This window comes from Microbacterium sp. LWH13-1.2 (assembly GCF_038397735.1).
GTDB lineage: Bacteria > Actinomycetota > Actinomycetes > Actinomycetales > Microbacteriaceae > Microbacterium.
The window spans coordinates 1,205,097-1,217,199 of record NZ_CP151635.1 but is presented as its reverse complement, the minus strand read 5'-3'; the positions used below and the strand labels follow the sequence as shown (position 1 = coordinate 1,217,199).

10 protein-coding genes are annotated in these 12,103 nt (G+C 67.6%); 5 read left to right on the top strand and 5 right to left on the bottom strand.

Annotation, left to right across the window (positions count from 1 at the left end; genetic code table 11):
* Window positions 1-1,554, bottom strand: coding sequence for a signal recognition particle protein (gene ffh / locus MRBLWH13_RS05610; protein ID WP_341957293.1), 1,554 nt, complete (start codon window positions 1,552-1,554; stop codon window positions 1-3).
* Between the two features lie 79 nt (window positions 1,555-1,633).
* Window positions 1,634-2,230, bottom strand: coding sequence for a TetR/AcrR family transcriptional regulator (locus MRBLWH13_RS05605; protein ID WP_341957292.1), 597 nt, complete (start codon window positions 2,228-2,230; stop codon window positions 1,634-1,636).
* Between the two features lie 96 nt (window positions 2,231-2,326).
* On the opposite strand from MRBLWH13_RS05605, the gene lipB reads away from it, so the two are divergent.
* On the top strand, window positions 2,327-2,980 hold the full coding sequence (lipB, locus tag MRBLWH13_RS05600; protein ID WP_341957291.1) for a lipoyl(octanoyl) transferase LipB: 654 nt from the start codon (window positions 2,327-2,329) through the stop codon (window positions 2,978-2,980).
* The gene (lipA, locus tag MRBLWH13_RS05595; protein ID WP_056509711.1) at window positions 2,977-3,966 is read left to right on the top strand and encodes a lipoyl synthase; all 990 of its coding nucleotides are present in this window, start codon (window positions 2,977-2,979) and stop codon (window positions 3,964-3,966) included. Before lipB ends, lipA begins: the two co-directional genes overlap by 4 nt.
* Window positions 3,967-3,988: 22 nt before the next feature.
* On the opposite strand, the gene MRBLWH13_RS05590 is transcribed toward lipA, so the two are convergent.
* The 3 genes from MRBLWH13_RS05590 to smc all read right to left on the bottom strand — a co-directional run bounded on the left by MRBLWH13_RS05590 (window position 3,989) and on the right by smc (window position 9,048).
* Window positions 3,989-4,489 (bottom strand): DUF2004 domain-containing protein, encoded by a 501-nt coding sequence (locus MRBLWH13_RS05590; protein ID WP_056307950.1) that lies wholly within the window; start codon window positions 4,487-4,489, stop codon window positions 3,989-3,991.
* A gap of 44 nt (window positions 4,490-4,533) precedes the next feature.
* A complete protein-coding gene (ftsY, locus tag MRBLWH13_RS05585; RefSeq protein WP_056509708.1) occupies window positions 4,534-5,406 on the bottom strand; it encodes a signal recognition particle-docking protein FtsY in 873 nt (290 codons plus the stop codon).
* 96 nt (window positions 5,407-5,502) lie between these two features.
* On the bottom strand, window positions 5,503-9,048 hold the full coding sequence (gene smc, locus MRBLWH13_RS05580) for a chromosome segregation protein SMC (protein WP_341957290.1): 3,546 nt from the start codon (window positions 9,046-9,048) through the stop codon (window positions 5,503-5,505).
* Between the two features lie 541 nt (window positions 9,049-9,589).
* Between smc and MRBLWH13_RS05575 the strand changes: the two genes are divergently transcribed.
* From MRBLWH13_RS05575 to MRBLWH13_RS05565, 3 genes are read left to right on the top strand one after another with little or no spacing between them, the layout of a single operon-like run.
* On the top strand, window positions 9,590-9,871 hold the full coding sequence (locus MRBLWH13_RS05575; protein ID WP_341957288.1) for a hypothetical protein: 282 nt from the start codon (window positions 9,590-9,592) through the stop codon (window positions 9,869-9,871).
* Window positions 9,872-9,884: 13 nt separating this feature from the next.
* Window positions 9,885-10,973, top strand: a complete 1,089-nt coding sequence (locus MRBLWH13_RS05570) for a GNAT family N-acetyltransferase (protein ID WP_341957287.1) — start codon at window positions 9,885-9,887, stop codon at window positions 10,971-10,973.
* Window positions 10,970-12,049: a GNAT family N-acetyltransferase gene (locus tag MRBLWH13_RS05565; RefSeq protein WP_341957286.1), complete on the top strand. Its 1,080-nt coding sequence runs from the start codon at window positions 10,970-10,972 to the stop codon at window positions 12,047-12,049. The genes MRBLWH13_RS05570 and MRBLWH13_RS05565 overlap by 4 nt, the downstream gene beginning before the upstream one ends.
* Window positions 12,050-12,103: the final 54 nt, after the last annotated feature.

The following is a 12,103-nucleotide window of genomic DNA, read 5'->3' as shown; positions in this document are numbered from 1 at the left end:
TCAGTTCTTGCCGAAGAGCTTCTGGATCTCGGCGAGGTCTGCCTCGCTGGGCGCCTTGGCCCCGCCCAACCCGAATCCTGACCCCGTGGGGGCCGCGGCAGTCGTGAGCCCCGCGTTCTCGGCCGCTCGCTTCGCCGGGTTGCCCGAGCGGGATCCGCCGGACGACTTGCCCTTCTTGCCGCGCTTCGACGAGGCTCCGGGCTTGCCCATGCCGGGCATGGACCCCATACCCGGGATGTTCGGGGTGCCGCCACGGGCGACCGTCTTCATCATCTTGGCGGCCTGATCGAAGCGCTGCACCAGCTGGTTCACGTCGGTGACGGTCATGCCGGAACCACGCGCGATGCGCAGGCGACGTGATCCGTTGAGGACCTTGGGGTTGCGGCGCTCACCAGGGGTCATCGAGCGGATGATCGCCTCGGTGCGATCGATCTCCCGCTCGTCGAAGTCCTCGAGCTGCTGCTTCATCTGGCCCATGCCGGGGAGCATCCCCAGCATCTTCTTCATCGACCCCATCTTCTTCATCTGCTGAAGCTGGTCGAGGAAGTCCTCGAGCGTGAACTGCTCTGTGGCGAGCTTCTCGGCCATCTTGATGGCCTCGTCCTCGTCGAAGGCCTGCTGGGCCTGCTCGATGAGGGTGAGGATGTCGCCGAGGTCGAGGATCCGGCTGGCCATGCGGTCGGGGTGGAAGGGCTCGAGATCTTCGAGGCGCTCTCCGGTCGACGCGAAGATGATGGGTCGACCGGTGACCGACGCCACAGACAGCGCGGCTCCACCGCGCGCGTCACCGTCGAGCTTCGACAGGACGACACCGGTGAAGTCGACACCCTCCTGGAACGCCTTGGCGGTGTTGACCGCATCCTGACCGATCATCGCGTCGATGACGAACAGGACCTCGTCAGGGTCGGTCGCCTTGCGGATGTCGGACGCCTGCTTCATGAGCTCCGCATCGACTCCCAGACGGCCTGCGGTGTCGATGATGACCACGTCGTGCTGCTGGCGGCGAGCGTACTCCACGCCGTCGCGGGAGACCTTGACCGGATCGCCGACGCCGTTGCCCGGCTCGGGAGCGTAGATGGTGGCACCGGCCTGCTCGGCCACGACCTGGAGCTGATTGACGGCGTTCGGGCGCTGGAGGTCGGCAGCGACGAGGAGGGGCGTATGCCCTTCGCCCTCGAGCTGCTTCGCGAGCTTGCCCGCGAACGTGGTCTTACCCGAGCCCTGGAGGCCGGCGAGCATGATCACGGTCGGCGCGGTCTTGGCGAACTGCAGACGCCGCTGCTCGCCGCCGAGGATCTGGATCAGTTCCTCGTTGACGATCTGCACGACCTGCTGGGCCGGGTTGAGGGCCTTGTTGACCTCGTCGCCGAGCGCACGCTCGCGCACCTTGGCAGTGAACTCCTTCACGACGGCGAGAGCGACGTCGGCGTCGAGCAGAGCGCGACGGATCTCGCGCACGGTGCCGTCGACGTCGGCCGCGGTGAGCTTTCCCTTCGTGCGCAGATTGCGGAAGGTCTCGGTGAGCCGATCGGAGAGCGTGCCAAAGGTAGCCATGGTGAGACCGAGTTTACGCGAATCTCACCCGTTCTCCGCGCTCACGACGCGCTCAGGCGGTTTACTCCTGCTCTGTCGATCAGGCGGGTGGGGAACCCCAGGGCAGCCGGTCGATCATGCGCACGGCCTCGGCGAACCTGTCTCCGACCGATCCGCGGCCCGCACCGCCCTCCGCCCACGCCCGCACGGCGGCGAGAACTGCGGCAGACCAGGTCGCTGCAACGATGTCTGCCGGGAGAGCAGCAACGCCCGATCGCCGTGCGAGATCCGCCAGCGCCGCCGCGAGTCGCGCCTGGCGCAGCGCGGCATCCTGTTCGAGCTCGTCGTCGAGTCCCATCGCCGACGAGTTGGTCATCGCCAGTGCGAGGCTGTCGGGAGCGAAGCCGTCGACCAGGCCGGTCAGGATCCGTCGGACCTCCGCCCCATCGCGGTCGGCGGGGACCGTGACGAGGTCCTCGACCGCACTCGAGATGCGGTCATCCAGCCCCGACCACAGTACGTCGCTCTTGGACGAGAAGTAGTTGAAGAAGCTCGAGCGGCTCACCCCCGCGCGCTGAGTGATGTCGGCGACGGATGTCGCGTCATAGCCGCGCTCGAGGAACAGCTCGCAGGCAGCCTCGGCGAGGGTCTCGCGCGAAGACGCCTTCGGGCGCCCTGCTCGGCTCGTGCTACTCATGCTCACACGCTACCGCGCGTCGCTTCCGCGTGCCGGGGATCGCCAGGAGGAGTATTCTTAGACGCAATCCATTTATTGAATGAGAGCGACCTGATCATGCTCGACATCCTCACCCCCGGACTCGCTCCGGCCTACGTTCCCTACACGGACGGATGGGATCTGCAGCGCCGCACCCACGCCGATGTCGTCGACGGCACACGCCCTGACACCCTCATCCTTCTCGAACACGAAGCCGTGTACACCGCAGGCAAGCGCACGGAACCCCAGGAGAGACCGCAGGACGGCACACCCGTGATCGACGTCGACCGCGGCGGCAAGATCACCTGGCACGGCCCCGGCCAGCTGGTCGGGTATCCGATCGTCCGGTTGCCGGAGCCGATGGACGTCGTCGCGCACGTCCGCCGGCTCGAGCGCGTCCTCATCGATGTCCTGCGCCCGCTCGGTGTCGACGGGTACCAGGTGGATGGCCGAAGCGGCGTGTGGGTACGTCGCCCCCTCTCCGAAGACAAGGTCGCAGCCATCGGGGTGCGCGTACAGCAGGGAGTCACGATGCACGGGTTCGCGATCAACTGCGACAACAGCCTGTCGGGGTTCCGCGGCATCATCCCGTGCGGCATCACCGACGCCGGAGTGACGACCGTCAGCGAGGTCGTCGGCGCCGATGTCTCCCCCTCGGACATCGTCGACGCAGTCGCCGCCGCCTTCCTCACCGAATACTCGCCCGTCGACCACGCAGGAGTACCCGCATGACCGCCGCACCCGAGGGGCGCAAGCTCCTCCGCCTCGAGATCCGCAATGCCGAGACTCCCATCGAGCGCAAGCCCGAATGGATCAAGACGAAGGCGAAGATGGGGCCCGAGTACACGGCTCTGCACTCTCTCGTGAAGAGCGAGGATCTCCACACGGTCTGCCAGGAGGCGGGGTGCCCCAATATCTTCGAGTGCTGGGAGGACCGGGAGGCGACGTTCCTCATCGGCGGCTCGCAATGCACTCGGCGCTGCGACTTCTGCCAGATCGACACCGGCAAGCCCGACGCCTACGACACCGACGAACCGCGACGTGTCGCCGAGAGCGTCGTGCGCATGAACCTGCGCTACGCCACGGTCACGAGCGTCGCGCGGGACGACCTGCCGGACACGGGCGCGTGGCTCAACGCCGAGACGGTCCGCAAGATCCACGAGCTCAACCCGAACACCGGCGTCGAACTGCTCGCCAACGAGCACAACGCCGACCCGGCTTTCCTCGGGCAGATCTTCGACGCCCGCCCCGAGGTGTTCGCCCACAACGTCGAGACCGTGCCGCGCATCTTCAAGCGCATCCGTCCGGCCTTCCGCTACGAGCGCTCGCTCGACGTGATCACGCAGGGCCGGAACGCCGGGCTCATCACCAAGTCGAACCTGATCCTCGGAATGGGCGAAGAGCCCGAGGAGGTCGTCCAGGCTCTCAACGACCTGCACGACGCCGGCTGCGACATCATCACGATCACGCAGTACCTGAGGCCGTCGCCTCGCCATCTGCCGGTCGCCCGATGGGTCAAGCCGACGGAGTTCGTGGAGTTCAAGGAAGAGGCCGAACGGATCGGCTTCCTCGGCGTCCTCGCGGGGCCCCTGGTGCGCTCCTCGTACCGCGCAGGACGGCTCTGGGCGCAGTCGATGGTGTCGAAGGGGCGCGAGATCCCCGCGCACCTGGCCCACATCGCGGACAGCGCCGACCTCGGCTTCGCTCAGGCGGTCTGAACCGCCCCGTCGGTCATGGGCGTCAGTCGGCGCTCATGACCGACTGCACGCTGCCGTCGGAACCGAGGTTCACGAGCAGCACATCATCGGTGGTGCCGGCGTCGAGCGCGTACTCGAGGACGGCGAAAGGCTCCGATCCTCCGTGCTCATCGGCCAGGATCGTCATGCTCATGAGCCGGAGAGAGCGGATGATGTCGACGGCGGCGTCGCCGCTCACATCGACCAGGACGTCTTCGAGCTCGTCTCCGTAGGCCTCCTGCTGCTGCAGGATGTACTCGGTCACCTCGCTCGTGCGATCGTCGACCTCCGAGAGCATGCCACGCCGTGACGTCGCATCGACGTTCTCGAGCCCGGCGATGAGGGACGCCGCGATGTCGAGCGCGTCGGCAGAGACGTCGTCCTGGTCAGGCGCCGTGAGATCGACGGTGACGCTCTGGTCGCCGAGCTCCACCGTCTCAGACCAGAAGATCGAGCCGTCCGGTCCCGAGGACAGGAGTCCGAAGTAGTCGTGTTCGATCGCCATAACGCTATGAAACCAGCCTCGTGCTCGCGGCGGTAGTCCTGTGCTCAGCCGACGAGCGACTGGACGAAGACATGGGGGGTGAATCCGGTGAGATCGTCGATGCCTTCGCCCTGCCCGAGGAGCTTGACGGGGATGCCGGTGCGCTCCTGCACTGCCAGCACGAAGCCGCCCTTCGCGGAGCCGTCGAGCTTGGTCAGGACGAGGCCGGTGACGCCCGCGTGCTCGAGGAACGCCTCCGCCTGCATCACGCCGTTCTGGCCCGTGGTGGCGTCGAGGACGAGCAGCACCTCGCTGATCGGTGCCTGCTTCTCGATGACGCGGCGGATCTTGGTGAGCTCGTCCATCAGGCCGCCCTTGGTGTGCAGTCGGCCGGCCGTGTCGATGATCGCGATCTCGATGCCTTCGCGCTGCGCGTATTCGATGGTCTGATACGCGACGGAGGCCGGATCCTGACCCTCCTGCTGGGGGCGGACGATGGCCGCTCCCCCGCGTTGCGCCCACGTGGCGAGCTGGTCGACGGCGGCCGCACGGAACGTGTCAGCGGCTCCGACGACGACGCTGCGCTGGAAGCCGCGCAGGAACTTGGTGAACTTGCCGATGGTGGTGGTCTTGCCGACCCCGTTCACGCCGACGACCAGCACGACGGCGGGGCGTTCGGTGAGCTTCAGGGTCGTGTCGAACTTGGCGAAGTGCTCCTCGAGGGTCTCGCGAAGCATCCGCTGCAGGTCCTGCGGGTCGGTCGTGCGGAACCGCTCGACCTTCTCGCGGAGCTCGTCGACGACGCGCTCGCTGATGTCGGGGCCGAAGTCGGCGGTGATGAGCGCCGTCTCGAGGTCCTCCCACGTCGTCTCGTCGATCGTGGGCTTGACGAACATCCCGCGCAGCGCACGGGTGAGGGACCAAGACTTCTCCGCCATGACTCCAGCCTACGGGTAGCGCCACGACCGCTTGCGGCCCACGCCTACGCTCTGAGCACAACTTCGACGCTCTGCGGAGATTCCGCGCTTATCGGTTCAGCGGGACGCAGCGGCGCGATCCCCGACACGCTGACCGACGACAGCGGATACGCCGTCCTGTCGCATCGAGACACCGTACAGGGCGTCCGCGATCTCCATCGTGCGCTTCTGATGCGTGATCACGAGCAGCTGCGAACTCTCGCGGAGCTGCTCGAAGACAGTGAGCAGTCGGCCGAGGTTCGCGTCGTCGAGCGCAGCCTCGACCTCGTCGAGGATGTAGAACGGGCTCGGACGGGCCTTGAAGATGGCGACCAGCAGGGCGACGGCTGCGAGCGAGCGCTCGCCACCCGAGAGCAGAGACAGACGCTCGATCTTCTTGCCGACGGGACGGACCGAGACCTCGATGCCCGTCGTGAGCATGTTGTCGGGATCGGTGAGCGAGATGCTTCCCGATCCACCGGGGAACAGCAGCGGGAACACCTCGCCGAAGGCGACCCTGGTGTCCTCGAACGCGCTCGCGAAGATCGTCTGCATGCGCTCGTCGAGGTCGGCGATGATCGTCAGCAGATCCTGCCGGGTCTGCGTCAGGTCGGCGAGCTGCTCGGTGAGGAACGCGTGACGCTGTTCGAGCGCCGCGAACTCCTCCAACGCCAGCGGGTTCACGCGTCCGAGCTGTGCGAGCTTGCGCTCGGCATCGGCGAGTCGGCGCTGCTGAATGCGTCGATCGAACGGGATCGCGGTGTCGTCTGAGAGCTCATCTTCGGGGTGCTCTGCGCCAGGATCGCGGGGAACCAGCTGATCGGGGCCATATTCCGCAATGAGAATATCTTCGTCGAGCGCCAGCTCAGACGCGACCCGCTCGAGCAGGCTGTTGAGGTGGAGCTTCTTCTCGTGGATCTGCAGTTCGAGTCCGTGCACGCTCTCGGTGAGCCCGGCGAGCCTTTCACGAAGGGAGGTCTCCTGCGCGCGCAGAGCGGTGAGTTCCTGGTTCTGTGCGGACCGCGCGGCCTCTGCCTCGGCAAGGGCTACCCGCGCTTCGGTCACCGATCGGTCGATCGAGTCCAGGATGCGCGGAAGCTCCTCGGCGACGCCGGATGCCGCTTCTCGCTGTGCCCGCCGGATCACCGCGCGACGGGCGGCCTCGGCGGCCGCGTCGCGCTCCTGCTCCCGTCGACGTTCGAGGCTCGTGACACGCGCCTGAGCAGCGCGCACCCGCTCGCGCAGCGTCTCGATCTCGAGCCGTGCTCGGACCTCCCCCTCGCGTGCGAGTTCGAGCGCATCGAGCAGTCCATCACGCGCCGATGCGTCCAGCACCGGGCGAGGCGCAGACACGGCGGCCTCGAGCTCGGCCTTCGCCGCTTCGGCCTTCGCCTCGGCATCCTCGACCGCGGACTGCGCCTGAGCGAGGCCGGCCTCGAGTCGCTCGCATTCGGCGACGGCGGACTCGTGCATCACCGTGATGCGGTTGACCTGCTCGGCGTGGGTCGCGAGAGCCGCGTCGTGCTCGCGAAGCGCCCGAAGCGCATCCTTGGCGTGGCGGCGGGTGCTCTCGACCGTCTCGTTCGCATCCTCCCGCGCTTCTCGCAGCGAATCGACGATGATCTGCACCTCTGCGAGACGATCGTTCGCCGCATCGCGCTCGGCCGCGAGCTCGAGACGCGATCGCTCTCCTCCGGAGCCGGTGCGCAGCGTCTGGGCGGTGATCACGTCACCCCCGGTGGTGACGATCGTCGTCGTGGTGTCGCCTGTCGCGTCGAGTGCCGTGCGGGCTGTGCGCGCCGCGTCCAGATCATCGGCGATCAGGACGTGGGAGAGGATGCCGAGGACTCCGTCCGGAGCGGTCACCGTGTCGATCGCGGGTGTCACTCCGTCGAGCGAGGGCAGATCGACAGTGGGTCGAAGGGCATCGGCGACCACGAAGTCGACGACGCCCCTGCGCTGCTCCGCAGCCTCGTTCGCGAGAGCGAACGCATCGGATGCCCCGTCGACGAGCACGCCTTCGGCGAGAGATCCGAGCACTGCCGCGATCGCTGCTTCGAACCCCGTTCTGACCTGGACCGAGTCACCGACAAGTCCCCGGATGCCTGCACCCCCCGTCTTCACGATCTCGGCCGCGCCGCCCGAGATCGCGAGCGCACTTCCGAGTGCCGCCGACTTCGCCGTGAGCGAGTCGACCTCGCGCTCGGCCGCATGCAGTCGCTCCCGAAGCGTCTCGCGCTCGGTCTCCGCAGCTGTCGCCGCCCGCTGCGCGGTCTCGTATGCGGCCGAGTGCTCCGCAGCCGTACCCTCGGGCGCTTCGGCCTCGTCGATCGACTCGAGTGCCTCAGCGGCCTCGCGGCGACGCGCGTTCGCGGCTTCGAGAGCGTTCTCCTGACGCAGCACCGCGCCGCGCACCGCAGCGAGGGCGGATGCTGCAGCATCGGCCGTTCCGCGGAGGGCGCTGAGCCGCATGTCGTACTCGGACACCAGAGCGCTCTGCTCGGCTATGTCCACGTCGAGGGTGTCGAGTTCGGCTCGGGCGTTCACGACCTCGCGGCTCGCGACCGACGCCGCGTCCTGGGCGTCGCCGAGGCCGGCCGAGATCTCGGTGATCTCGTCCTTCGCCTCATCGATCGTGCTCTGCGTCACCGTGACAGCGGTCACCGCGGCGTCGTCCTCTTCGGATCCGAGGAGGGCGAGCCGCTGGTTCGCGAGGGTGTAGAGCCCGCGCATCCGCTCCTGCACCTGCTCGAGGCCGAAGGCCACTCCCCTCGCCTGGTCGACGGCGACCGAATTCTGGTCCTGCTCGAGGCGTGCGATGCTTCCGCGCACCGCTTCCGCCTGGTCCGACAGCACCAGGCGCTCGGTATGCCGTTCATGCTCGGTGCGCGTGTGATCGGCGAGAGCAGTGCGAAGCGCGACGACGTCGTCGGCGAAGATTCGCGCCTTGGCATCGCGAACCACCGCCGCGATGGTCTGCGCCTCACGCGCGATCTCGGCCTGCCTGCCGAGCGGCTTCAGCTGACGCCGGATCTCTCCGGCGAGGTCGCTCAGACGTGTGAGATTCGTCTCCATCGCATCGAGCTTGCGGAGGGTCTTCTCCTTGCGGCGCCGGTGCTTGAGGATTCCGGCCGCCTCCTCGATGAAGCCCCGACGGTCCTCGGGCGATGCCTGGAGCACGGTGTCGAGACGCCCCTGACCGACGATGACGTGCATCTCGCGACCGAGTCCTGAGTCGCTGAGCAGCTCCTGCAGATCGAGCAGTCGACAGTTCTCGCCGTTGATCGCATACTCGCTCGCCCCGTTGCGGAACAGCGTCCTGCTGATCGTCACCTCGGCGAACTCGATGGGCAGCGCCCCGTCGCTGTTGTCGATCGTGAGCTGCACCTCTGCGCGGCCGAGCGGTCCTCTGGTCGAGGTACCGGCGAAGATGACGTCTTCCATCTTGCCGCCGCGGAGAGTCTTGGCGCCCTGTTCGCCCATGACCCAGGCCAGGGCGTCGACGACGTTGGACTTGCCCGACCCGTTGGGTCCGACGATGCAGGTGACACCCGGTTCGAACACGAAACTCGTGGGCTGCGCGAAGGACTTGAACCCTTTGAGGGTCAGGCTCTTCAGATGCATGCGCGTGCCGCGCTTCCGGGGTGAATCACGCCCATACGCTACCGGAATGACGGCTCAGAACCGGCATCCCGCGCGGGTCCCGATCGAACCGGGACAGGGCGCGACACGCCGATCCACGCCGAAGGCGCTTGACGGACACGCCCGGGTTTCGCTACCGTAACCTCCGGATCGCCACACGAAAGGAGGTTACCGATGATGATCACATTCAACGCACAGGCCACTGGCCTCGCCGCGCCATTCGCGCCGCGTCTTGCGCACTCGGTAACCGCCGGCGTCTGCACCACTGCGCTCTCGTAGAACCGCAGCCCGAGGACTCTGCCCTGCGCCAGCCGCAGGACGCCGCCCCGTGAGGGGCCTCCCTCAGCCGCGTGTCACCGCGCCCACCCTCTGATCCGCTCCCGGATCACGGGTTCCCGCCGACCCCGGCGATCGCCTTCTCGCGACCCGGGCTCTCGACTCTCCGCACCCGTCCGGACACCTCTCGGTGGTCTGCGCAGGTGCTCGCATCACCCATCCACACCACTCTTCTCGAAGGATCATCGTGAACACCACGCTGTACCGCAGCATCACCCACCCCCCGGATACCGAGGGCCAACAGGTCCTCCACATCCCTGCAGCCGACGAGCTGCGGCGCCTCGCGCTCGCGGACCGTCTCTCCCTCCGGATCGGCCTGTGGCTGCTTCAGAGGGCTCAGCGTCCTCGCCGGGAGCGCCGCACGTCGGCTCCGGTCTATTCGGACGGCTCGCCTCTCGAGCGACGAGAGCGCGCGGCCGGCGAGACGCTGGCACTGCTCACGTACGACCTGCAGCGTCAGCTGCGCTGACCTGGAGATCACAATGAGCATTGCTCTCACCGACGGGGCATCGCTGCATCCGCTCGTGCTGCCGGCGCGGGCGGATGCAGCGGATGCGGGCGAGTTCCGCGAACTCGCCCGCGTCCGCAACGCCGTCTACCGCGAACTCACCGGCCGCACCGAGCAGGACCTCACGCCCGAGGCGCTGCTGCCTCTGCTGCGTTCCCGCAAGGAGCGCACCACCGTGGTGTGGGCCGTCAGAGTCGGTGGCGAGATGGTCGGCCGCGCCGTCGTCGACATCCCCCATGAGGAGGGTTCTCGAGTGGCGATCGCGTCGATCGAGATCCATCCGCGGGTCTGGGGGCGCGGGATAGGCACGGCCACCCTGCCTCATATCGAGGCCGTCGCAAGGGCGCACGGCCGCACCGCCATCCAGAACTGGACGGAGCAGCCGGCGAGCGATGGTCCACAGCTCGAGGCGCGCACCGGCTTCGGCAGTGTGCCGGATGACCACGTCGCACGATTCCTCACACGTCATGGCTTCACCCTCGAGCAGGTGTACCGCGTGAGCCGCCTCGATGTCACACCCTCGACTCTCGATCGCGCGCGCGCGCTCTACGAGGAGGCCCGCGCGTTCTCGACGGACTACCGCGTGGTCCAGTGGGGCCTTCCCACCCCGGCCGAGCACATCGACGGCTACGCGTGGCTGAAATCGCGCATGTCGACGGACGCTCCGTCCGGCGATCTCGAGACAGACGAGGAGGCCTGGGACGCCCAGCGTCTGATCGACGGCGAGAAGCGCATAGAGGAGATGGGCCAGACCATGCAGGTCACGGTCGCCCAGCACATCACCACCGGTGAATTGACCGCCTTCACCGAACTCGGAATCGGCCCGGTGCTCACCGCGACCACGCACCAGCACGACACTCTCGTGCTGGTCGAGCATCGAGGGCACCGTCTCGGACAGCTCGTCAAGTGCGCTGCCCTGCTCGCGTGGGCCGACGTCGCTCCGGAGTCCGGCGACGTGATCACCTACAACGCCGAGGAGAACCGCCCCATGCTCTCCATCAACGAAGCCATGGGCTTCACCGCCATCGCCTATGAAGGCGCCTGGAAGAAGGAACTGACATGACGACCATCGCGCTGACGATCTCTGCGCTGACCGTCCCGAAATCACTGGACGATGCCGACGGCGCCGACTTCCGCGCCTACGGAGACCTCAATCGCCGGATCTGCGATGAACTGGTCGGCCTGCCCGATATCGCGCCTGACGCCGCGCAGCTGCTCGCCGGGTGGCAGGACACCACCGACACTCTGCACACAGGGTTCGTCGCCCGCCTCGGAGACGAGATCGTGGGGATGATCACGATCGACTACGCGCAGGAGGAGGACGCCCATGCGGCGGAGGTCGACCTGTTGGTGCCGGAGCGCCACTGGGGACGCGGCGTCGAGGATGCGCTGCTCTCGCTCGCGGAGACCGAGGCGCGCGCGCACGGTCGCTCACTCGTGCAGACCTGGACGCTTCACCGCCCGGTCGAGGCCGAGCGGATGATCGTTCCGCGAACCGGATGGGGCCGCATCCCGGCGATCCCGCTCTCCGACGCCCTCGAGGCCCGTGGTTACGAGTTCGAGCAGGTCGAGCGCAACAGCGAGTTCGATCTGCGCTCAGACTCGGCTCCCCTGCGCGAGGCGATGGAGACGGCGCAGGCCGCGGCAGGGCCCGACTATCGCGTTCTGCAGTGGCTCGCTCCGACGCCGACCGAGCACCGCGAGGGCTACGCGGCGATCCTCGCCCGTCTCTCGACGGATGCGCCGAGCGGCGAGATGGATTTCGTCGCCGAAGTCTGGGACGCCGATCGCGTCGTCCGACGGGAGAAGCGTCTCACCGGCGCCGGTCAGGCGCTGTCGGTCGTCGCGGTGCAGCACATCCCCTCCGGTGACCTCGTCGCCTACAACGAGCTCCTGATCGCGTCGGACCGCACGGGCGTGACGCATCAGCTCGGCACTCTCGTCTCTAGCGAGCACCGGGGACACCGCCTCGGCACGCTCGTCAAGTGCGCCAATCTGCTGCACTGGCGCGAGCTGATGCCCCACTCCCCTGTGGTCTCCACATTCAACGCAGAGGAGAACCGTCCGATGCTCGGCATCAACGAGGCGATCGGTTTCACCGCGGTCTCCTATGCGGGAGCGTGGCAGAAGCGGATCTGACCGAGATCATCCGATCGGTGTATGCGGTTCGACGCGGATCATCCGCCGGGCCGA

Excerpts from the sequence above, each read along its gene's own strand:
- smc (WP_341957290.1), bottom strand. The coding sequence starts at position 9,048 with ATGCATCTGAAGAGCCTGACCCTCAAAGGGTTCAAGTCCTTCGCGCAG.
- ftsY (WP_056509708.1), bottom strand. The coding sequence starts at position 5,406 with ATGGCGGAGAAGTCTTGGTCCCTCACCCGTGCGCTGCGCGGGATGTTC.
- lipB (WP_341957291.1), top strand. The coding sequence starts at position 2,327 with ATGCTCGACATCCTCACCCCCGGACTCGCTCCGGCCTACGTTCCCTAC.
- lipA (WP_056509711.1), top strand. The coding sequence starts at position 2,977 with ATGACCGCCGCACCCGAGGGGCGCAAGCTCCTCCGCCTCGAGATCCGC.
- ffh (WP_341957293.1), bottom strand. The coding sequence starts at position 1,554 with ATGGCTACCTTTGGCACGCTCTCCGATCGGCTCACCGAGACCTTCCGC.
- MRBLWH13_RS05605 (WP_341957292.1), bottom strand. The coding sequence starts at position 2,230 with ATGAGTAGCACGAGCCGAGCAGGGCGCCCGAAGGCGTCTTCGCGCGAG.
- MRBLWH13_RS05570 (WP_341957287.1), top strand. The coding sequence starts at position 9,885 with ATGAGCATTGCTCTCACCGACGGGGCATCGCTGCATCCGCTCGTGCTG.
- MRBLWH13_RS05565 (WP_341957286.1), top strand. The coding sequence starts at position 10,970 with ATGACGACCATCGCGCTGACGATCTCTGCGCTGACCGTCCCGAAATCA.
- MRBLWH13_RS05590 (WP_056307950.1), bottom strand. The coding sequence starts at position 4,489 with ATGGCGATCGAACACGACTACTTCGGACTCCTGTCCTCGGGACCGGAC.